This is a genomic window from Bacillus sp. PK3-037, assembly GCF_054161355.1.
In genome coordinates this window covers 139,468-161,500 of record NZ_CP096408.1, presented here as the reverse complement: position 1 = coordinate 161,500, position 22,033 = coordinate 139,468, and the positions used below count along the sequence as shown (strand labels likewise).

Annotated in this window: 20 protein-coding genes and 4 pseudogenes; 12 read left to right on the top strand and 12 right to left on the bottom strand. The window is 43.5% G+C overall.

Annotation, left to right across the window (positions count from 1 at the left end):
- Nucleotides 1-21 precede the first annotated feature (21 nt).
- Nucleotides 22-954 carry an aldo/keto reductase gene (locus M1D69_RS00885; RefSeq protein ID WP_458104886.1) on the top strand — a complete coding sequence of 311 codons (933 nt, stop codon included), beginning with the start codon at nt 22-24 and terminating at the stop codon, nt 952-954.
- A gap of 369 nt (nt 955-1,323) precedes the next feature.
- On the opposite strand, the gene M1D69_RS00880 is transcribed toward M1D69_RS00885, so the two are convergent.
- Nucleotides 1,324-1,794 carry a hypothetical protein gene (locus M1D69_RS00880; protein WP_458104887.1) on the bottom strand — a complete coding sequence of 157 codons (471 nt, stop codon included), beginning with the start codon at nt 1,792-1,794 and terminating at the stop codon, nt 1,324-1,326.
- A 78-nt stretch (nt 1,795-1,872) separates the two neighbouring features.
- Here M1D69_RS00880 and M1D69_RS00875 point away from each other — a divergent pair, with 78 nt between their 5' ends.
- The 3 genes from M1D69_RS00875 to M1D69_RS00865 all read left to right on the top strand — a co-directional run bounded on the left by M1D69_RS00875 (nt 1,873) and on the right by M1D69_RS00865 (nt 4,579).
- Complete coding sequence (locus M1D69_RS00875; protein ID WP_458104888.1) at nt 1,873-2,439, top strand: CGNR zinc finger domain-containing protein; 567 nt, start codon at nt 1,873-1,875, stop codon at nt 2,437-2,439.
- A 137-nt stretch (nt 2,440-2,576) separates the two neighbouring features.
- The gene (locus tag M1D69_RS00870) at nt 2,577-3,065 is read left to right on the top strand and encodes an HPP family protein (protein WP_458106228.1); all 489 of its coding nucleotides are present in this window, start codon (nt 2,577-2,579) and stop codon (nt 3,063-3,065) included.
- A 128-nt stretch (nt 3,066-3,193) separates the two neighbouring features.
- Nucleotides 3,194-4,579: a sugar porter family MFS transporter gene (locus tag M1D69_RS00865; protein ID WP_458104889.1), complete on the top strand. Its 1,386-nt coding sequence runs from the start codon at nt 3,194-3,196 to the stop codon at nt 4,577-4,579.
- A gap of 44 nt (nt 4,580-4,623) precedes the next feature.
- On the opposite strand, the gene htpG is transcribed toward M1D69_RS00865, so the two are convergent.
- Both htpG and M1D69_RS00855 read right to left on the bottom strand, forming a co-directional pair.
- On the bottom strand, nt 4,624-6,504 hold the full coding sequence (htpG, locus tag M1D69_RS00860) for a molecular chaperone HtpG (RefSeq protein ID WP_458104890.1): 1,881 nt from the start codon (nt 6,502-6,504) through the stop codon (nt 4,624-4,626).
- Nucleotides 6,505-6,672: 168 nt separating this feature from the next.
- Nucleotides 6,673-6,924, bottom strand: a complete 252-nt coding sequence (locus M1D69_RS00855; protein ID WP_458104891.1) for a hypothetical protein — start codon at nt 6,922-6,924, stop codon at nt 6,673-6,675.
- Between the two features lie 118 nt (nt 6,925-7,042).
- On the opposite strand from M1D69_RS00855, the gene M1D69_RS00850 reads away from it, so the two are divergent.
- A complete protein-coding gene (locus M1D69_RS00850) occupies nt 7,043-7,864 on the top strand; it encodes an SDR family oxidoreductase (RefSeq protein ID WP_458104892.1) in 822 nt (273 codons plus the stop codon).
- 713 nt (nt 7,865-8,577) lie between these two features.
- On the opposite strand, the gene M1D69_RS00845 is transcribed toward M1D69_RS00850, so the two are convergent.
- Nucleotides 8,578-9,720 (bottom strand): TetR family transcriptional regulator, encoded by a 1,143-nt coding sequence (locus M1D69_RS00845; RefSeq protein ID WP_458104893.1) that lies wholly within the window; start codon nt 9,718-9,720, stop codon nt 8,578-8,580.
- 142 nt (nt 9,721-9,862) lie between these two features.
- Between M1D69_RS00845 and M1D69_RS00840 the strand changes: the two genes are divergently transcribed.
- Together M1D69_RS00840 and M1D69_RS00835 are read left to right on the top strand one after the other, a co-directional pair.
- On the top strand, nt 9,863-11,200 hold the full coding sequence (locus tag M1D69_RS00840) for an aldehyde dehydrogenase family protein (RefSeq protein WP_458104894.1): 1,338 nt from the start codon (nt 9,863-9,865) through the stop codon (nt 11,198-11,200).
- 205 nt (nt 11,201-11,405) lie between these two features.
- Nucleotides 11,406-11,873: an RDD family protein gene (locus M1D69_RS00835; protein ID WP_458104895.1), complete on the top strand. Its 468-nt coding sequence runs from the start codon at nt 11,406-11,408 to the stop codon at nt 11,871-11,873.
- 43 nt (nt 11,874-11,916) lie between these two features.
- Here M1D69_RS00835 and M1D69_RS00830 read toward each other — a convergent pair whose 3' ends face one another.
- The gene (locus M1D69_RS00830) at nt 11,917-13,149 is read right to left on the bottom strand and encodes an outer membrane protein assembly factor BamB family protein (protein ID WP_458104896.1); all 1,233 of its coding nucleotides are present in this window, start codon (nt 13,147-13,149) and stop codon (nt 11,917-11,919) included.
- A gap of 101 nt (nt 13,150-13,250) precedes the next feature.
- Entirely contained in the window at nt 13,251-13,676 is a 426-nt protein-coding gene (locus M1D69_RS00825) for a DUF5391 family protein (protein WP_458104897.1), read from the bottom strand.
- Nucleotides 13,677-13,930: 254 nt separating this feature from the next.
- Here M1D69_RS00825 and M1D69_RS00820 point away from each other — a divergent pair, with 254 nt between their 5' ends.
- Nucleotides 13,931-14,386: an RDD family protein gene (locus tag M1D69_RS00820; protein ID WP_458104898.1), complete on the top strand. Its 456-nt coding sequence runs from the start codon at nt 13,931-13,933 to the stop codon at nt 14,384-14,386.
- Nucleotides 14,387-14,439: 53 nt separating this feature from the next.
- Here the strand turns inward: M1D69_RS00820 and M1D69_RS00815 are convergent, their stop codons facing one another.
- Entirely contained in the window at nt 14,440-15,642 is a 1,203-nt protein-coding gene (locus tag M1D69_RS00815) for a DUF418 domain-containing protein (RefSeq protein WP_458104899.1), read from the bottom strand.
- 149 nt (nt 15,643-15,791) lie between these two features.
- A pseudogene (locus tag M1D69_RS00810) lies at nt 15,792-16,201 on the bottom strand (quercetin 2,3-dioxygenase); the annotation flags it as partial.
- On the opposite strand from M1D69_RS00810, the pseudogene M1D69_RS00805 reads away from it, so the two are divergent.
- Nucleotides 16,200-16,565 (top strand): annotated as a pseudogene (locus tag M1D69_RS00805) (SDR family oxidoreductase); the annotation flags it as partial. The pseudogenes M1D69_RS00810 and M1D69_RS00805 sit on opposite strands and share 2 nt — an antisense overlap.
- A gap of 71 nt (nt 16,566-16,636) precedes the next feature.
- Here the strand turns inward: M1D69_RS00805 and M1D69_RS00800 are convergent.
- Nucleotides 16,637-16,885: pseudogene (locus tag M1D69_RS00800) on the bottom strand (MarR family winged helix-turn-helix transcriptional regulator); the annotation flags it as partial.
- Between M1D69_RS00800 and M1D69_RS00795 the strand changes: the two are divergent.
- A pseudogene (locus tag M1D69_RS00795) lies at nt 16,864-16,980 on the top strand (LrgB family protein); the annotation flags it as partial. The pseudogenes M1D69_RS00800 and M1D69_RS00795 sit on opposite strands and share 22 nt — an antisense overlap.
- Nucleotides 16,981-17,058: 78 nt before the next feature.
- Here the strand turns inward: M1D69_RS00795 and M1D69_RS00790 are convergent.
- Nucleotides 17,059-17,577 (bottom strand): DUF1433 domain-containing protein, encoded by a 519-nt coding sequence (locus M1D69_RS00790; RefSeq protein WP_010332558.1) that lies wholly within the window; start codon nt 17,575-17,577, stop codon nt 17,059-17,061.
- A 60-nt stretch (nt 17,578-17,637) separates the two neighbouring features.
- On the opposite strand from M1D69_RS00790, the gene M1D69_RS00785 reads away from it, so the two are divergent.
- Complete coding sequence (locus M1D69_RS00785; RefSeq protein ID WP_458104900.1) at nt 17,638-19,098, top strand: lipase; 1,461 nt, start codon at nt 17,638-17,640, stop codon at nt 19,096-19,098.
- Nucleotides 19,099-19,112: 14 nt separating this feature from the next.
- On the top strand, nt 19,113-19,523 hold the full coding sequence (locus M1D69_RS00780; protein WP_458104901.1) for a hypothetical protein: 411 nt from the start codon (nt 19,113-19,115) through the stop codon (nt 19,521-19,523).
- Nucleotides 19,524-19,669: 146 nt separating this feature from the next.
- On the opposite strand, the gene M1D69_RS00775 is transcribed toward M1D69_RS00780, so the two are convergent.
- Nucleotides 19,670-20,701: a polysaccharide pyruvyl transferase family protein gene (locus M1D69_RS00775; protein WP_044160138.1), complete on the bottom strand. Its 1,032-nt coding sequence runs from the start codon at nt 20,699-20,701 to the stop codon at nt 19,670-19,672.
- Nucleotides 20,702-20,785: 84 nt separating this feature from the next.
- A complete protein-coding gene (locus M1D69_RS00770; RefSeq protein WP_458104902.1) occupies nt 20,786-21,934 on the bottom strand; it encodes a glycerate kinase in 1,149 nt (382 codons plus the stop codon).
- Nucleotides 21,935-22,033: the final 99 nt, after the last annotated feature.

Genomic DNA, 22,033 nt, shown 5'->3' with positions numbered 1-22,033 from the left:
TTTTATTCTAGGAGGCAGATCATGAAAAAAGCGAAGCTCGGAAAATCAGACTTGCAGGTATTCCCTATCGGATTAGGAACAAATGCTGTCGGAGGACATAACCTCTACCCGAACCTGAATGAAGAAACCGGAAAAGAATTGGTGCGCGAGGCCATTCGTAATGGCGTGACCATGTTAGACACCGCTTATATTTATGGCATCGGCCGTTCGGAAGAGCTAATTGGTGAAGTGCTGCGCGATTTCAATCGCGAAGATGTCGTCATCGCCACAAAAGCCGCGCACAGAAAAGAAGGAAATGACTTTGTTTTTGATAATTCGCCTGAGTTTCTGAAAAAATCAGTTGATGAAAGCCTGAAGCGTTTGAACACGGATTATATCGATCTGTTCTACATCCACTTCCCGGACGAACATACGCCGAAGGATGAAGCGGTTAACGCACTGAATGAAATGAAGCAAGCCGGAAAAATCCGTTCCATCGGTGTCTCCAATTTCTCTCTGGAACAGCTGAAGGAAGCCAACAGGGACGGTTTGGTCGATGTGCTTCAAGGTGAATACAACCTGTTAAACCGTGAAGCGGAAACAACCTTCTTCCCGTATACGAAGGAACACAATATTTCATTCATCCCTTACTTCCCGCTTGTATCAGGATTACTGGCTGGAAAATATACGGAAGATACGACATTCCCTGAAGGAGACCTGCGAAACGAACAGGAACACTTCAAGGGCGAGCGTTTCAAAGAAAATATCAGAAAGGTCAACAAGCTTGCGCCGATTGCCGAAAAGTACAACGTGGACATCCCGCACATCGTATTGGCCTGGTATTTGGCAAGACCGGAAATTGACATTTTAATCCCTGGGGCAAAACGTGCCGATCAGCTGGTTGATAACATCAAAACAGCCGATGTAACACTTTCTCAAGAGGATATTTCGTTTATTGATCAGCTGTTCGCATAAGAAGAAAACAGCCTTCTCCATTGGGGAAGGCTGCATTACCAAAAAGAAGACAAATGCTAATGCCAAGCCGCTTGCAAATGTTGCAACACCGAACAGCAGGTATCCGGCGACAAGCACTTTAACCCGACCAAACCGGTCCTCGAAAAACACAGTGGACACCCATCCTAAAAAGAACAAAAAGATCGTCAAAGCCGCTCTTGATTTCTTCATCGCACCGCCCCCCCTTCCTGAGTTGTGTTCATTATAATATCCAGAAAGAGAAATCATTTTTGTTTTGTAAGCTATACTTTACTTATATTTTTTCTTTTCGCAATTTGTAATATGGCTTTTTTTAACTTTTCGCACTTGAAAAATCACATGATCATTTCATTATGCTGTTGTAAACCACGTATATAGATAAGCTGTTGTCCCTTCATAACCAAACACCAAGAACAAATTCCAATCATCAAAGATGACGACATGTCTGCTTTCATCCGTAAACAGCCGCTCATCAATTTGAATACCGTTATTTTCATAGGCATGGATTCGCTGTAAAACAGATGCTCCGTCAATTTTGGAAAAGATCCCATGCTCTATCACTGGCTCCAGTATGTTCGTTAATACAGCATCTCTATTTTTCTCTATTGCTGCTCTGTTCCATTCCCAGCTTGCTTCAGCATACTCTTCCCTCTCTAGTAATAAACAAAAGGCCTCTTCAATCGATCTCTCTTCAGGCCTTTCAGCTGTTAAGTAAAAAACGAATGATTCTGAATCAGGCTGGTGAAATTCCTGAATACTGATATGCGGTAAAACATCCAATTGGCTTCTGCATACTTTCTTAAGCTTTTGCTTTTTCAACATAGAGAAGCCTCCTTTTATTCATATCCTTGCGTCAAAAAGGTTTTGGCGCTTACAATGATTTTGAAAGGAATGATTACAATGGCAAATGCTCAATTCCCTCTTATCACACAAAACCTTTCTCTCGATCTCGTGAATACTGAAATCATAAGCTATGATAAACGGCACGATCTCATCCAGTCAGAAAAAGACCTGATGACATGGTTTGAAATAATGGGAGAAACTGCTCCTTTTCTCAGTTCTTTGACGCTACAGGAAGTCCGGGGACAATTGCAGCGGATTCATCAATTCCGGGCTGAGCTGAGAAAACACTTTGAGCGTATCGCCGAGGGCAGTGAACCTTCTCCAGCTTTTACCGCTTTCCTGCAAGATCAAATCGCCGCCGCTCCCTTTTCTTATCAAATCATAGATGACAAACTTGCCCGCATTCCGAATGGGAAACCAGATGATTCTATTTTATCGCTTATCGCTTACGATGCGTTATGGCTGATTCACACAAAAGAAATCCAACAGCTGAAACGGTGCGCAAATGATAAGTGCATTTTGCTTTTTCTTGATAAAACAGGAAGGCGAAAATGGTGCTCCATGAAGATATGCGGCAACAGACACAAGGTCTCACGCCATCAGAAAAAAATAAATCATGAGTAAGAATCCGTTCCCCAGCGAACGGTTTTTTTATTGACTTGAAAAAACTAACCCCTAAAAATAAAATTGACAGGTTAGTATTTACCTATTATTCTATACATACTGGAGGGATAAATTTGGAAAACAACTTCTTTTTGAAAATGAAAGGGACAGGAAAGACGCCTTTACGGGTAAACGGCAAAGACGCTGTTACAGGACTTATCGGAGGATTTATTACCATATTGACACTGGCTTCGCTGACCGCTTACACATCAAGCCCCTGGTTAATGGCCCCTTTTGGAGCAAGCTGTGTGCTGGTATTCAGCGCTTGGAACGCTCCATTATCACAGCCGAGAAATGTGATTGGCGGCCATTTTATTTCCGCGCTTACCGGGATTGTTGTCCTTCACATATTCGGCGCCCATCCATGGACCTTTGCCTTGGGCACAGGTCTTGCCATTTGCTTGATGATGCTGACCAAAACCACTCATCCTCCTGCCGGCGCCGACCCGATTGTCGTCATTCAAGGGGCGTACGCTTGGAGTTATTTAGTATTTCCCGTGCTCATTGGATCTGTCATCATCGTGATCATCGCTCTTGTTGTCAATAACTTGCGCAAAAACCGGCAATATCCCTCGTTTTGGCTCTGAATTTCCTTTTGTGAAATCAATCTTTTTTCAAACAAATGTTTCAAATTGATTAGGAGTAGGGTACTAATCTATTAACTTTGTTACACGTAGTACATACTCATTGGCTCAAAGACTGAGGGGGAACATTTGTGAAGACAAACACAAGGAAATATATGATCTACTTTTTCGGCGCTTTAGGGGGGCTGCTTTACGGTTATGATACGGGCGTCATTTCGGGAGCGCTGCTGTTCATCAACAATGATATCCCTTTAACAACACTGACAGAAGGATTGGTTGTCAGCATGCTGCTTCTCGGCGCGATTTTCGGTTCCGCTTTAAGCGGCACGTGCTCCGATCGCTGGGGCAGGAGAAAAGTCGTATTTGTTTTATCCATCATTTTTATCGTCGGGGCGCTTGCTTGTGCATTTTCTCAAACCATTACCATGCTGATCGCGTCTCGGGTCATTCTCGGCTTGGCCGTAGGCGGTTCAACGGCGCTGGTGCCGGTATATCTTTCCGAAATGGCACCGACAAAAATCCGCGGAACACTCGGCACGATGAACAATTTAATGATTGTCACCGGTATTTTACTTGCATATATCGTAAACTATCTATTCACACCGTTTGAAGCGTGGCGCTGGATGGTGGGGCTGGCTGCGGTGCCTGCCGTGCTGTTATTAATCGGGATCGCATTTATGCCTGAATCACCAAGATGGCTCGTGAAGCGCGGGCGTGAAGATGAAGCGAAACGAATCATGAAAATCACTCATGATCAAGAAGATATTGAACGTGAATTGGCAGATATGAAACAAGGGGAAGCAGAGAAAAAAGAAACAACACTCGGCTTGCTAAAAGCCAAATGGATTCGCCCTATGCTTCTCATTGGCGTTGGCCTCGCCGTTTTCCAGCAAGCTGTCGGGATTAACACGGTTATCTACTACGCGCCAACCATTTTCACGAAGGCCGGTCTCGGCACATCGGCATCGGTGCTCGGCACAATGGGAATCGGCGTACTCAACGTCATCATGTGTATTACAGCTATGATTTTAATCGACCGCATCGGCCGCAAAAAGCTGCTGATCTGGGGAAGCGTCGGTATTACGCTGAGCTTGGCCGCACTATCGGCTGTGCTCCTGACGCTGGGGCTCTCAACATCAACGGCTTGGCTGACCGTCGTTTTTCTCGGTGTTTATATCGTATTCTACCAGGCGACATGGGGTCCGGTTGTATGGGTTCTGATGCCTGAGCTCTTCCCATCCAAAGCGCGCGGGGCCGCGACGGGCTTTACCACTTTGGTGTTATCGGCAACCAACCTGATCGTGTCGCTGGTCTTTCCGCTGATGCTCAGCGCCATGGGCATCGCATGGGTGTTTACAATTTTTTCAGTCATTTGTCTTCTCTCATTTTTCTTCGCCCTTTACATGGTACCTGAAACCAAAGGGAAAAGCTTAGAAGAAATTGAAGCAAGCCTGAAAAAACGTTTTAAAAGAAAGAACAACGGACAAAGCCGTATGCTCAATGAACGGACGTCATAAATAGAAAAAGGAATCGTCTCATCGGGACGATTCCTTTTTTATGATTACACCATCACCTTGCACATATTGTTCGTAAATTCCACAGGGTCCTGAATCGGCAGACCTTCGATCAGAAGCGCCTGGTTGTACAGGAGATTTGTGTACAGGCTTAGTTTCTCTTTATCTTGTTCAAAAGCGTTCTGCAGCGTGTTGAATACCTCATGATTCGGGTTGATTTCCAGCACTTTGTCCGCTTTTACATTTTGGCTGTCCGGCATTGCGTTTAAGATTTTTTCCATCTCGATTGTCACTTCACCGTCAGCTGCGAGGCAGACCGGATGAGATTTGAGGCGTTTCGATACTCTGACGTTTTTCACTTTGTCAGACAGGATATTTTTCATTTCCTCAAACAGATCCTTGTACTTGCTTTCCTCTTCTTCAGACTGCTTTTGATCCTCTTCTGAATCGATGCCAAGATCGCCGCTTGATACAGATTTGAACTCTTTTTCTTGATATGAAGCGAGCATTTTGATCGCAAATTCATCGATGTCCTCTGTAAAGTAAAGAATTTCATAGCCTTTGTCCGCTACCATTTCCGTTTGCGGCAATTTCTCAATGCGATCGTAAGAATCACCGGTCGCGTAGTAAATATATTTCTGCTCTTCAGGCATTCTGGATACGTACTCGTCCAGGCTGACCAGTTTTTTCTCTTTGGAAGAGTAGAATAATAAGAGATCCTTCAATTGATCTTTATTCGCGCCAAAATCATTGTACACGCCGAACTTCAGCTGTCTGCCGAACGATTTGTAGAAGGTCTCATATTTTTCTCTGTCTTTTTTCAGCAGGCTCTGCAGCTCGCTTTTGATCTTTTTGCTGATGTTTTTCGCAATCAGCTTCAGCTGGCGGTCATGCTGCAGCATTTCTCTGGAAATGTTCAGCGACAGATCCTCAGAATCGACCATCCCCTTCACAAAGCTGAAGTGGTCCGGAAGCAGATCCGCGCATTTGTTCATGATCAGCACGCCGTTGGAATACAGCTCCAAGCCTTTCTCATATTCCTTAGAATAATAGTCAAACGGCATGTTTTCAGGAATAAATAAAATGGCGTTGTAGCGCACGGCACCGTCCACGCTGATATGGACGTGAGTGAGCGGTTTATCAAATCCGTAATGCTTTTCAGAATAGAACGTTTCATAGTCCTCATCTGTCAGCTCGCTCTTGTTTTTTCTCCAGATCGGCACCATGCTGTTAACCGTCTGTTCCTCCTGCACCTCTTCAAATTCATTGTCGCTGCCTTCCTTCGGCTTATTAACCGTTGTATCCATTTTGATCGGGTAGCGAATGAAGTCAGAGTACTTTTTGATGATCGCTTTTAAACGATATTCTTCTAAAAACTCATCATAGCTCTCATCTTCCGTGTTCTCTTTGATCTTCAGGATAATGTCTGTGCCGACAGAATCCTTTTCACACGGCTCAATTGTATAACCGTCTGCGCCAGCAGATTCCCATTTATACGCTTCTTCGCTGCCGAGCGCCTTACTGGTAACGGTCACCACATCGGCAACCATAAACGCCGCATAAAATCCGACACCGAATTGCCCGATGATGTCATGGCCGTCCTTCAGTTCGTTTTCTTTTTTAAACGCAAGAGAGCCGCTTTTCGCAATCGTACCGAGGTGCTGTTCAAGCTCATCCTTTGTCATTCCAATCCCTGTATCCGTGATGGTCAGTGTTCTCGCGCCTTTGTCAGCCGCGATTTTTATGTAGTAATTGTCTTTATCGAAGGTTAGCGCATCATCCGTCAGCGCTTTGTAATAGATTTTGTCAATCGCGTCACTCGAATTGGAGATTAACTCACGCAGGAAAATTTCTTTTTGCGTATAAATGGAATTAATCATCATATCCAGCAGTCGTTTGGACTCTGCTTTAAACTCTTTTTTCGCCACTCTAGATCGCCCCTTTTTGATATGTTGTTAGGTTATGTAAACTCTTTTCAGCATCTATTTATCACATACGATGACAATTGTCAATCAGATTGATAGATGCATATATATGTAAATTTAACATGATTTAGTGGCGCTTTCACTAATTATTCTTGAAAAAAAGAGGATTGATCACCCTCTCTTTCTTTCCGCATCATTCCATCGGCTAAACTCCCGCTTCATCCAAATATGCACCGGATAGAAAAACAAACAGAACGGTATCAGAAACAATAGATTATGCCATGAAGCATTCAGAAATGCGCTAGCTGTAACCGGAAACGTAATCTCTTGCAATAAAAAAGAGATGACAGTCAGCACAGCAAACGCAGCCGGAATCGTAATGAGACAATAAAATTTGAGTTCCTTCTTATGCTGTATCTTCAAAACACATAAAACCTCCCAACAATTTCTAGTTCATTTTAACATATGCAGGCATTTCTTTTCTCACATGTTTATCACTGCACACAGCGGGAAGACAACTAGAAAAAGGAGGACTCGTATCATGGGAAGACTTGAAAACAAAACCGCAGTGATCACAGGCGCCGCGACAGGCATTGGACAAGCAACGGCAGAGGTTTTTGCCAATGAAGGCGCGCGTGTGATGATCGGAGACATCAATACAGATCAAATGAAAGAAACAGTCGAAGCAATCAGACAAAACGGAGGACAGGCGGATGCCTTTCACCTCGATGTGTCAGATGAAAACAGTGTGAAAGCATTTGCTGATCAAATCAAGGATGCGTGCGGAACGATTGATATTTTGTTTAATAACGCCGGCATCGATCAGGAAGGCGGAAAAGTGCACGAATATCCCGTAGATCTGTTTGACCGCATTATCGCAGTCGATCTGCGCGGCACGTTCCTTTGCAGTAAATACTTGATCCCGCTCATGCTCGAAAACGGAGGCTCCATCATCAACACCTCCTCCATGTCAGGCAGGGCCGCGGACCTTGACCGCTCAGGCTACAACGCCGCAAAAGGCGGCATCACCAACCTGACAAGAGCGATGGCGATCGACTACGCGCGAAATGGCATCCGGGTCAATTCCATCTCACCGGGCACGATTGAAACGCCGCTTATTGACAAATTAGCTGGCACAAAGGAACAGGAAATGGGCGAGAAATTCCGCGAAGCCAACAAATGGATCACACCGCTCGGCCGCCTCGGCAAGCCGAAGGAAATGGCGACGGTGGCGCTGTTCCTCGCTTCAGACGACAGCTCATACGTCACTGGAGAAGACATCACCGCAGACGGCGGCATCATGGCATATACATGGCCTGGCAAGATGCTGATTGATGAGAAGTGGAAGGAAGAGACGAAATAAATATGGTCTCTTTAATATAATGAATAGCAAAAAAGGGAGCTTAACCTAATAATACAGGTTAAGCTCCCTTTTTTAGTTTCCTGATAGGAAATGTCTTTTACATATTGTTCATCATATCTTACAATGAATTTAGAATTTATTAGGAGGTTGACAGAATGAAATTGTTTTATACCTATATCATTTTTGGAGGTCTCATTAGCATATCTCTTTCTTATTTTTTTCAGTTAGGTATTTTTAATGTTGCTTTATATCTTATCTATTTTAACTATGCACTTTTTTTATATAAACGAGCTAAAAGCACAAAAGTGTAATGAACTAAATGAACCTTCTTTTCGAATAACAGAACAAATGATAGAAATAACGAACCAATACAGACTAATGTCTATCACTGTTACAGTAGTAAAAATGCTCTTATTATTCCAGAAAGGTACGTAATTGATGTCTCAAAACAAGCTGCTATTTTTCATTTTTTTATTTTCTTCTATCGTTCGCCTGCTCTTCAATACCATTTTAAATCCCACTTCAAGCTGGAAAGCTTGGTCGGGTGAACATTGCTCAAATTCTTATAGCCCTTCTATTTTTAAAGCTCACCTTGCAAGAAAAGAAAGAAACTCAACAGACCAAGTGACGCAGCGACACAGAGCCCGAACTGAGTATCCGGGCAAATGTATATTCATTTCAAAACAAACTGATGTACCGCTGGTTGCGTTCGTTTACAGCAATACCACCTTATACTTCTTCACATCCAAAAACTGCAAAAACTCCCTCGCCAGCACTTCCGGTTTATGCGCCTTCCCTTCATCAAGCCGATATGAAATCAGGCCGATTATCATCGCGGATACATAATAGGCATAAAGCTTTTTCTCGGCAGGCATGTCAGTCTGCTGATGCAGATAAAACGATTCCAGTGTTTTGAGCATCTCAGGCACTACATGAGGAATCCCCCAATTCTGATTGAGCAAAGGGACAATAGGCATGCGGTCTAAAGCAGAAAGCAGGCTGGCGAGCGCCTCCTCTGCTTCTTCTAAGGAAAGCTCATTTGGACTTGAAGCAATCGTCAGGTGATCAATGATTTCCGCACACGATTGCTGAATGATGGTCTGCAGCAATTCTTCTTTACCGGCATAGTGATCATAAAAGGTTGCGCGGCGGATATTGCTTTTCCGGGCCATGTCAGAAATCGTGATGGCCGCGTAGTCTTTTTTTTCCGCTAACACATCCAGAAATGCCTTCTGCAACCCCTCCCTCGTTCGAATCACACGTCTGTCGATTTGCCTGTCCTCCCGCCGCTCTCCTGACACAGCCTGTCCAAACAGCCAATAAAACCGTTTTTGAGAAACAAGCTCCCATACCTTTTGGCTGATGGCTTCCGGAGACGCATCCGCATCCTCATTCAGCCAATACAGGATAATCGCGTACGTGTACAAAGCCCGGTAATGTCCGTAAATCTCCTGTTCGATCGGCGTCAAATTCACATTCATCGGTGCCAGCAACACATCCTGCTGAAACACATCCTTAAAAAAACGATGGAAATGCTCTCTGTTCATCATCACAGAAAAAAAGGATCGATGCTCATGAACAAAGGACAAAGTCGGATGCACCGTTTGCCGTTTTTTGTTCAAATGGAGGGTATCCATATGACTGAAGGCGTCAAAAAGCGCTTTGCCCAGCCCTTCCTTCATGTCTTCGATCAAATCTTCAATGATTGAAAACTTATCCTCATAATAAAGGTAGAGCGTCCCGCGGCTCACTTTGGCCTTTTCAGCAATTTCTTTCATTGTGATGTGTTGAATATCTCTTTCTTCCAATAAAGCAAGCAGCGCCTGTTTCACTTGAGCTTCAGCAGATTCCGCCACAAAAACACCCCCCAGTCATTAGACAGATATTCGATATATGTACGGTAACGTATAGATGGTTCACCGTTGTCTTTCTTATAAAAAAGGTACCACCTTATAATAGGTTCGAGAAAAGAAGAAAGCAAATGAGGGGGATCTTACAATGGAACAGAAAGTAAAAGACGACATTCAGCGCGTCTTCCAGCTTCAGAAAAAACAACAAAAAGTGCTGCGCGCTTCAACAGCGGAACAGCGCAGAGAAAAGCTTCAACGCTTTTTAGATTCTGTGATCGCCCATGAGGAAGAAATCATCGAAGCGATCCGCAAAGACGTCCGCAAACCATATCACGAGGTCAAAAAAGCGGAAATCGAAGGAACAAAAAAAGCAATCCGAGATAATATGAACAACCTGGAAAAATGGATGGCGCCCAAAGAAGTCGGTTCATCGTTAAGCACCGAGGCAAATGGGATTCTCATGTACGAGCCAAAAGGCGTAACACTCATCCTTGGTCCGTGGAACTATCCGTTTATGCTGACGATGGCGCCGCTTGCCGCTTCTCTCGCAGCCGGAAACAGCGCGATTGTGAAGCTGTCCGATTTTACAATGAACACAAGCAACATTGCCGCAAAAGTCATCCGAGATGCTTTTGATGAAAAAGAAGTCGCGATTTTTGAAGGAGAGGTTGAGGTGGCAACCGAACTTCTGGATCAGCCATTCGACCACATTTTCTTCACCGGAAGCACAAATGTCGGAAAAATCGTCATGACGGCGGCTGCCAAACACTTGGCATCTGTCACACTTGAGCTTGGCGGCAAGAGCCCGACCATCATTGACAGTGAATACGATCTCATGGACGCAGCGAAAAAGATCGCCGTCGGCAAATTCGTAAATGCCGGCCAAACCTGCATCGCACCTGATTATCTGTTCATTAAAAAAGATGTGCAGGACAAGTTCGCGGGCATTTTACAAACAATCGTCAACGCAGGATTTATGGAGGATGATCGCAATCCGGACCGCAGCAAATTTACGCAGATTGTCAACGACCGCAACTTCAACCGCGTCAAAGACCTTTTCGACGACGCTATCGAGAAAGGCGCGGAAGTCGTGTTCGGCGGCGTATTCGATGCCAGCGACCGCACGATCTCGCCAACCGTTTTGAAAAACGTCACGCCCGACATGAAAATCATGCAGGAGGAAATCTTCGCACCGATACTGCCAATGATGAATTATGAAGACATCGACGAGGTCATCAATTACGTAAATGACCGCGATAAACCGCTTGCACTTTATGTATTCAGCCACAACCAAGACCTGATCGACAACGTCCTTCAGCATACCACATCAGGAAATGCAGCGATCAATGATGTCGTCGTTCATTTCAGTGACGTCAACCTGCCATTCGGCGGCGTTAATACAAGCGGAATCGGCTCCTATCATGGGGTATACGGATTCAAAGAGTTTTCTCATGAGAAGGGTGTATTGATTCAAGCCTCTAAATAATTGTAGTGAAGAGAATCTGCATTAACTTGCAGGTTCTCTTTTTATCATTCTATTCACCTAAAGATAAAAAGGTAAAATAAAGAAATGCATAGTGATAAAATACCATTTTCACTACGAGACCAAATTCCTCTAGTATATCTCATTGAAACCGCACAGCCTCTAACGTATAATATCCCAGAAAACTTCAAAGGAGAGAATATTATACATGGAAAAGCCAGCTGGATTTTGGATTCGGGCAGTTGCCTCTATTATTGATGATTTAATTATCTATTGTTTTGCTTTTATTATGATCCAAATTAACACCTTCATTGTCCTGCCTCTCATTGATGCAGGAAGCTCCTATATGACAGAAGATCAATATAAATTTTATATCCTGATATTCGGGACGATCCCTGTTATCGCCATCATCTATATCTTCGGCATTCTTTATTATAGCTTGCTGACTTCTTCAAAAATGCAAGCAACACTAGGCAAAAAACTAATGGGCATCATCGTTGTCAATCAGTATGGCGAGCGAATTTCATTTTGGCACAGCTTTGGCCGTTTTTTCGCTTACATACCATCAGGAATTTTGTATATCGGTTACATTATGGCGGCTTTCCCCTCTAAACTGGCATTACACGATTATATTTGCGGGACAAAGGTTATCTATAAAAATAAACATCTTGATTGATACCAAAAACAGGCTGCCGAGATCACCTCGCCAGCCTGTTCTGCTATTTTCCAAAAGCCATCAGCTTCGTATAGCTTCCAATATAAAGTGTTCCGTCCTCAGCAAGCTGGGGAGATGACACGACGTTGCTGTTGGTTTGATAGCTCCATAATTCATTGCCGTTTGCGTCCGCCGCATAAACCTTCATATCATCTGACCCGAAATAGACCGTTCCCTTCGCGTCAATCAGCGGCGCCGTTCTGACAGGGCCGTCTGTGTAGAATGACCAGTTCATATCCCCGTTTTTGCTGATGGAAAACAGCTCGCCGCTTCCTGAACCGATATAGATGTTGCCGTTATGGTCGATCGCAGGCGATGAACTTGAGAACCCGTTGAGAGGGAATGTCCATTTTAAGCTGCCTGTTGACGTATACGCATACAGCTGTCCGTCTTGGTTGCCGGCATAAACGGTGCCATCCTTATCAATCACCGGATATCCTTTAAACGCATTTGACGTCGTTCTGGACCATTTCACCTGTCCGGTTCCGGAATTGATCGCATAAAACACGTTATTGTATGTGCCGACATACACGGTGCCGTTTGAGGCAAGCACCGGCACAGAGCTGACGACACCATTTGTTTTCAACTTCCAGCGCTCTGTCCAAGTTGATTTTGATGTCGGTTTGATCGCGTGAACATAATTATCAAGTGTTGAGAAGTACAACGTGCCGTCTGAACCGATCACCGTTTCAGAGCTTGGCCCGCCGCTTAACGGAACCGTTGTTAAAATCTCACCCGTTTCCTTGTCGATAAAATAAATCTTTTTATCATAAGATGCCAGATAGATAACGCCGTTGGTTCCGAGCACAGGAGATTGTGTGAACGTTTTTCCCAGATTGCCCGTCACCCATTTGACTGAGCCGTCAGGATTAAAAGCTTTCATTTCCCCGTCTCTGGAATGAAGATATACCGTGCCGTCTCCATCAACTACTGCCCCCGCACCATTTTGCGGTGTCGTTCTAATATCGTTTTGCCATTTCAGCGTCCCGTCTGTATTGCCAGCGAATCGACTCTCGCGTGACCAGTTAAACATGGCAGGCGCCATAGCTTGTACATCATACCTTCCTGTTAAAAAGCCGGATGCTCCATTATTTTGAGAAAACACCGTTTCCGCCGCATAAGCAGCTGCCGGCTGAAGCACTTTGGCAGCAGGCACATCAGAAACAGCACCGGCTGAAAAAACAGCCGCCACCGCAGCTCCCGCTATCAGAGCTTTCATTCGAAATGACTTAACCATCATTGAGACCCCCTATTATATGTATTTTCTAATATGTGATCACCATAACATATTCATCCATTTTATCCTTCCACTTCACAAAACCATCACAAACTAGAAAACTATGTAAGAGTATGCGCAGACGTTTTTTCAGCACCCGAACGAAATGCAGCCACAAACCAAATAACGTTGACAGCAGCCGCAGCGAGACTAACCCCAATCACAAAGATCACATCAGAAAACGGATGGTCACTGAAGAAACTATACATCAAGATAAACCCGGCTGAAGACAAGTGAATCAGCAGCCCAAAGCCGCAAAGCACCGCCATGACATACCTCATCGCATCTACTCCGAGCATATAAATGAGAAAAGGAATGAAATACAAGACAAGGATCATCCCGACAGATGACCACATGCCAACTGAATTAAACTGATTGGCCGCCGCTCCCGTTCCAGCCAGCGGCGAAAGTGAAGCCGCCACGATCACAGCGCAAAAAAGAAACGCGGAAATGGCTGTCATGATCGCCACGCTGTTTTTTCTAGACATCAAACTCCTCCTTAGATAGAAATATTAACCTTTTCATTATAAGGGGGCTGAGTAGAAAATTCATTATTTATTAATAAATTCCAGAATACACAAGAAAATGCTGTGCTTCTTTCTAGTATATTTATATAGTAAAAAACAAAGGATAAAAGACTCATTTTTCTGTAATATCAGGATTTTATCACCATATCATATTGCAAAAGCTTTTTTTACAAAGTATACTGTTCCAGATTAATTCAAAGGAGAGAGAAATATACATGGAAAAACCGGCAGGATTTTGGATTCGTGTTTTAGCTTATTTGATTGATGGCATTATTGTATCTGTTCCTAGCTATATTATTCTATTTATTATCAATTCCGTATTTATCGCTGGATCCATCGCAACAGACCCATACATGACAAAAGACGAATATATGGTGAAATACTTAACGCTGGCATTTTTGCCAACCATGCTGATTGTGATTGTCATCAGTGTGCTATATTACGGTCTGCTTACAGCTTCTAAAATGCAAGGCACGCTCGGCAAGAAAATTCTTGGCCTGAAAGTGGTCAATGAACAAGGTGGACGCGTGTCTATCGGACAGGCAATCGGCCGTTACTTTGCGTACATATTATCTGGAATTATCTTTTATATCGGTTTTATCATGGTGGCATTCGGAGAGAAAAAGGGCCTTCATGACATCATTTGCCGTACACGGGTTGTATATAAATAATTGAAAACATGAAAAAGTCTAGACGTCAATTATGAGTCTAGACTTTAATTTATCTATGATTTCTTCAAGATCGGCTGCCACTTCATATACGTAAGGCTCCTCCAAAGCCACTCAAACGGCCCCATTCGGAATGCCCGCAGCCAAAGATGGCTGATGATCATTTGAAGGGCACATACAGCGATCGTGATCAGCACGCCCGCAGCCGGATATACTTTGCCGTATAACCCCAACCCGTAATGATAGAAAATCCACGTACAAATGATTGATTGCATGAGATAGTTGGTAAATGCCATTCTCCCGACTGCGGAAAAGTATTGCAGCGGCTTAGCCAGTCTTGTCTTATGATAAAGATACACAATCATTGTGACGTAGAAAAACATAAGAAAAGGCGCACCAACCAGCAAAAATACTTCGATTTCGGTCACACTGTACAATATATGAGCGCTGATGCCAATGACCATCCCAGACAGCCATACTCTTTTTAACGCTTTGCGGTGCTTTTCCGGCTGATGCAGAAATCTTGATTTTGCCGCCGCGGCTCCCAGCAAAAACATACTGAAATAGGGGATGGAGGCAAAAAAGAAATTCAGCGGATTATAGGTCAGCATGCCATTCATTGACATATAAACGAGCCGATCGTGGATTCGCTGTTCCGCAATGTCTTTCAGGCTGCCGTTTCCGTAAGCATGCAGCGCCTGCTTCGCTTGCTGAATGGCCGCTTGTGCCCATTCTTGTCCGTTTGCTTGATGAAAGCTTGCCAAAATGAACGGAAGAGAAAACAGGAGATACAAAGAGACTGCCCATATCAACAATGTTTTCGGCTTTGCTTTTCTGAACAAAAGTAAAACCAAACCAAGCAGGGCGTATTCCGTTAAAATATCCCCGTCCCATATTAAAAAAGCATGAATGGTTCCAAAGATGAAGAGCGCCAATAATCTTCTGATATAAAGCGGGACAAAACGTTTTCCTTTGCTTAACGCTCTCTCCATCATCACCACCATGCCAAACCCAAATAAAAATGAAAACAGTAAAATACATTTGGTTTGAATCAAAAATTTCAATATTTCTGCTGCAGCAAAGTCTGCACCAGACCACTTTTCCGTGAAAAAATTATCCATTCCAAGCATAGACAAATACATATCCGGATAACTGAAGTGCGCCAAATTCACAAATAGAATGCCGAAAATGGCAATTCCTCTTAACACGTCAAGCACACCAATCCGCTCATTTGTCAGAGTCGGCTGTAATGAAGCCATATGAATCACGCTCCTTTTTTCTATACCTCAATCGTATGAAAAAAAGAAGCGAAGAAACATCGATTTAGGTGGCAGCGCAAAGGAAAAAACTTACAATCTTGTCACCTTCACAATAAAAAACCAGGCTTCATAGGAAGCCCGACGGAGAATTATGGTTTCATGACCTTTAAATCTAATGTCTCGATATTCTGCAAGACACGGTCGAATCGCAAAGCTTGAGGCTCACTCGGGAAGATATGCCCTTCATACGGATCTCCTAACGTGCGGAAACCCGGAACCAATACACCCACCATTTTTGTATAGTGAGAATCCAAGCGATATGAGTGTACAGTGTGTTGGCAGGAACATGCAGGAAATCTCCAGGATTAAGCTGAATTTCTTCACCATCGGCCCACATCGTCATTTGCCCTTCAAGGCAATAGAAAGTTTCTGTATGATGCTCATGGTAATGATCAACGATGCGATCGCCTTTAGGGCCTTCAGATGATACAACGATAAATTGCCCGTCCGTATTCTTTTGCGCAGCCACAATGCGGTGAAGCTGATCGCCCGTCAATAGTATGATCTACCCGCCGGAAGCTGCAGCCGTAGCCATTCTGTTTGCCGCTGAACATCCGAAACGCGACATGTACATCGGCTCGCAGGCAAAAGCCATCGCCATGCTGGGTTCACTCTTTCCCCGGCTGACCGACAGACTGATGGAAAAAATCATGTACTACAGCCAGCATGCGGAAAGACCGTCCAAACCGCGTGAAGAAAGCGGGCTTTACCATGCGGGCTACGGCATGCATAACAGGGGGACAAATAAAGGGTGGCTTCGGTCAAGAAGTTATTATGTAAAGGCCACAAAGCGCCCGGCGGTAACTGCGGCAGTGGCTGTCGGGCTTGCTTGCGTCTGGGCTGCCGTTAAACGCACCAAATGATACCTTCCATCATTTAATTGCACACCATAAAAACCCATGCAGATGTAACATAACGCATGGGTTTTTTGATGTTAATCGACAAAGGCCTTGTTCATACGCTGGAGAAGTTCGCCAAACATCTCTTTTTCATGTATTGACCACTCTTTCAGCATCTGTTCATAACGTTCTAAGCGCATCTGCTGATCTGCCTTTAATGCTTGTTTGCCGAGTTTTGTAATGGTAAACAGACTGACTCTTCTATCGGAAGGATCGGTAAAACGATAGATGAGCTCCTTGGCTTCTAAAGCTGCAGCTTGTCTCAAAAGCATTTGAATATGGAGAACTAGCCGTATCCATGAGTTCTGTCTCCATGACACTCTATGCGGTTCTCGGCTCATTTTTCGGACCGCTTGTCATCTGGCTGTTTCATATTTAATAAAGAAAGACTGCCCCGGAGGAGGGCAGTCTTTTTTGGGATACGAATCGGCGAAAGTAAACAGGCATTTTGGCCTGTTTATTTTAGTTCTCCGATATCTCTTAAATATTGTTCACGCTCTTTTTTATCGGGGTAAGCGGTTTTGATGTATTCTTCTTTTTCTTTCTTGGTGTATTCGCTCCAATCTGTAAAACGATTACCTACATCCTCAGGGTAACTCATTCCGTCCACTTTATTGGAATCATAAATTAAATCTGCTGAGAAGTAAAACTTATCTGGATTGTCATTTATATATCCATTTACTATTATTCTTCCCATTGGGTTTATTTCAACTTTATCCTCGAAAGTAATTTTTTTAATAAAATTATGAATATCTTCCTCCTTTAGATGTTCTTTAATTTTTGGTTTCATCTTTTCTACATATTCTTCTGCTTTTTCTTTATCGCTTTTTTCTTCTTTTTTCACTGTCTGTTTACCTCCAGTCTCTTCTGTTGTTCGATCTGATATATTCATTTTTTTTACTATTCCGTAAGAAATACCTAATACAACAATCAATACAATCGTACCTATTATAAGTATTTTTTTTACAAATGACATGGTATTTCATCCTTTTTTAATTTATTATACAATATATACAAGTTTTTGGAGAGTGAAGTTATGTCTAGAAAAAAGAATTCACTTACAGACGAAGATTATAATAAAGCATCAAGTGCTGCATATAATCTTAGAAACTATCGTATTGGTACTAACATTGAGATAAGTAATGGACAAAAGTTATATGTAGTTGATCATAAAAAAACGAAAAAAGGGCTTGATGCCCTTACTTTAGTATCCGAAAAAGATTACAAAATTTCCAACCATGGAAAAGACAAAGAAAAAATCCAAAACGCCATCATCGCATACCGTGGATCAGAACCCATCAGCCCCGGCCAATTCCAAGATACAATAAAACAATATCGTGATGAGCGGGAACAGCTTATTAAAGAAGTAGAGAAAAAGGGAATCAACATTCCTGAAGATGAAGATGGTTCCTTTTATGATTCAGCAAAAGGGCTTCGTGAATATTCAAATGAGATTTTGCAGGATTGGTTTCACATGGACACTAGTTATCTAGTTGGCAAAAAGCCGTTTGATGATGGAACAGATAACCAGGCCATTCAGGCAGATCAATATGCAAAAAAAATACATAAAGACTTTAAAAATGCTGACATTCAAGTCACCGGTCACTCATTAGGCGGATCTAATGCAAGCTATGCGGTCGTGATGAATGACTTTATAGACCGCGGTGTCACTTTCGAAAATCCTAACATATATGAAAACCTGCCTGAGGATGTAAAAGCCCGGGCGTTAAAGGGAGAGTTTCGCAGCCGTTTAACAGAATATATTAATTTAAATGATGGATTATCCTTGCTGAATCGGAATGCTGCTGAAGTAGGCAAAGTAAAAGTGATGTATGACGAAGCTTTGCCCAATGGTGTACAGAATAATAGCCTCCCTGATGAAGTGAAAATGCTGGGTCTTGGACTGAAACATTATGGCAATCAATCTCTTGATATCACACTATTTGCTGAAGCCTTGATGGGAAGTCACGGCTTGGATCGATACAGCTTCCATTCAGATGGCTCTGCCCAAACTGTGGATGATGTTTTAAAGAACAACCCTGACTTTGCATTAGCGATGCTAAACCAAATGAAATCAACGAATGTGAAGGCCAATACAGGTGTTTCGATTCTTATCAAATCACATGTATTAATGAATACAAGTACTCAGTTGAAACATATTGCCGAAACGGAATGGTCAAAAATGATACGCCAGATTGAAAGAATTGATGACAAAGTAAAGGATTCAATTGAGGATGTCAGGAATATGCATACACGAATGGTTGGTTTTGGCGCCTATGACGAATTATCAGTTTCCGATGTCGATGATCTGATCAATCAGATCAAGATGAACAAACCGCACCACCTTTTTTACTCAAAAGAAAAATATGATCAGGCAGTAGATGCAGCGCTCAATCTGCAACACTTTCTACAGATGATTGCAGATGATCTCGGGCATATGGGACATGCGTATCATGATGCAGATCTGGCAGCGGCCAGTCGAATGGGGATTTCATAAGGAGAGAAAGATACATGGATTTTATGAATAAGAAACCAACAGATGCTGACCGTTTTATGCAAAGAATGACGAGTCAGCATTCAAGCACTTCGATTTTTTCAAATGCTGATGTAAATACCTCTGAAATGACACCTGAACAATTGGCGGCGTTCAAAGAGAAAAAAAGACAAGAACAAAAATTGGCGTTGATGAATTCAATCAAAAAACAATTAAGCTATGCATTCCAGGAAGACCGTAAGAATTTGTCTTCGATCCTTGAAAACATTACAGATGCCGAGCAGGCTATAAAGACAAAACGAGAAATCCTCAACCATCATATGTCTGGAAAAGCAATAGACAGTGTCACTGATAAAATGAAAGATCACCTTTCATTTGATAAAGTTCATTCTGATGTTGCGAGTGTAATCAATTCCATTGGCTTATAAGGTAGCGAATCAATATAGCTTAAAATAAAGAAGATATCATCTCCGACGAAGTGGCGCAGCGGGAACGAATCATGAATGAAACTGTGCGTCTGGAAAACGATCATTAGCACAGAAAAAAGCAGACTGTTCCCAGTCTGCTTTTCCCATTACGATCTAAAGAAATCAATCAGCGGCTGAAAATCCTTAGACAAATCAACATCATTCGGCTCTGCTTGAAGCAGGCGGTCAATCATTTGCTCTAATGCCTCAATATCATTTTTATCTGTGTATTCAATGAAGTTTAAGCTTTCAAGCCAATCCCGGTATGAATGTTTAGCTTTGCCGTAGCTATTTCCAAAGACGAGGCATGGCGTTTTTGTGATAATCGAGAAGATCATAGCGTGAAGGCGGTCTGTCACCACCAATTTACTGGAACCAATGCGGTCGAGCATTTCCATGAAATGCTTTTCCCGATCCTCGTAATCAATCATATCGACCGTATCAAGCACCGTGTCTGTACGCTCCGCATAGGTTGTTTTTTCTGCCCATTTCATCATGTGTGAAATAAAATCTTCATCGGTTACCTTCTCCTTGTCCGCTCTTAAAATAAAAAGAACGCCGTCCCGTTCAAGCTCTTTCGGTACGATATCCAAAGACAGCACCATATCCGGTGTAAAGATGACATCTGAATTGAAGGTTTCTTTCACAACATCGAGCGTCTGTGTCTCCCGCGCGGCAATCGTTAAATTTGGATTTTGATGGTACGCATCCTGTGTTTTTTTCTTTTCTTTGTTTCCGTCCTCTGTATCTTCAAAATAGACGGATTGCGGAAGAGAAATGGATTTATAGTCTTTAAACGCGGCGAAGACCTTCCTTCTGTCCTCCTCAATATCGAGGTAAAGGTTGCCCAGATTTCCTCCGCCGGTAAAGCAGACAATATCGTCTTCACGGATGATCTCCTTCACCAATTCGATGCCTTCGTCCGTCGCGTAGTCCATAATTTCAATATATTCATAGTACGGAAAATGATTTTTAATAAATTTCTCTTCCGCATACGCAATCGCTTGGTCTCCGATGTTTGTATAACTCGGGGAACCAAACAAAAATACTTTTCGTTTATCGTTTAATAAGGCTTCGGGTTTTACATTCGGCGCGATCCCTTTACCTAGTTTTTTGCCTTTGATTTCTTGTACAGTCATGTCTGTGTCCTCCTTCTAGGTGCTTGTTACCTGTCTGTACCCAGAAAGGAGGGTGAATATGCACGGGCATGTGCTTGCCCGGCTTTATATCAGATACATCGTTTTCGCCAGTTCTAAAGATGCCGCAATGTTTCTTGCCGTTCTTTCCATATTCTCGGCTGCATGCTCAAGTGCGTCTGCAAGGGGCACGGCTCCCGGCACGATGCTGAAAAGGGCGTCCATCCCGTGTTCATAGACCGCATCACTGTCTCGCGAAACTGATCCCGCAAGTCCAATGACAGGCACATCGTATGCCTTAGCCGCTTTGGCCACGCCAATCGGTGTCTTGCCGTAAACTGTCTGGCTGTCAATCCGTCCTTCTCCGGTAATCACAAGATCTGCATCCTGAACCTCACTTTCAAAATGGACCGCATCGAGGACGATATCAATGCCTCTCTTCAAATCAGCATGGAGAAAAGTAAGCAGACTCCAACCGAGACCCCCTGCTGCACCGGCGCCCTCTGTTTCCCTGAAGCTTGTTTCAAGCATTGTTTCTGCCACATCCGCAAAGTGAGACAGGTTCTGGTCAAGGATACGCACCATGTCAGGCGTGGCGCCTTTTTGAGGACCGAAAACAGCGGAAGCCCCTCTTGGCCCTGTTAACGGGTTATCCACGTCGCAGGCGACTTCAATTTTCACATTTTGTAATCTGGGATCAAGTCCTGCCACATCTATTGAGGAAAGCTGAGAAAGCGCCCCGCCTCCGGGACCGATCTCATGGCCTGATTCATCAAGAAGCCTTCCGCCCAGCGCCTGAACCATCCCGGCTCCGCCATCATTTGTGGCGCTTCCGCCGATTCCGATGATCAAATGCTCTGCACCCGCATCAAGAGCCGCTGCGATTAATTCTCCTGTTCCCCTAGTAGAAGTGACAAGCGGATTTCTCTTCTCTGCGGGCACAAGATGCAAACCTGATGCGGCAGCCATCTCAATCACAGCTGTTTTTCCGTCTCCCATTATGCCAAAAAACGCTTTTACAGGTTCCCCCAGCGGACCCGTGACAATCTGCTCTTTTATGATTCCGCCCGTGGCATCAATTAATGACTGGACAGTCCCCTCACCGCCGTCCGCCATCGGCAGCTTCCGATATTCAGCATCGGGGAAAACCGTTTTGAAGCCTCTTTCTATGGCGTAAGCAGCCTCCAACGCTGATAAGCTTTCCTTAAAAGAATCCGGTGCAATAATGATTTTCATCCAATCGCCTCTTTCAAAAAGTGATGATTTACACTGTCTTTTCTTCAATTTACCATAATTAATTTTGGACATATATACCAATTTATCAGGAAAAATTTT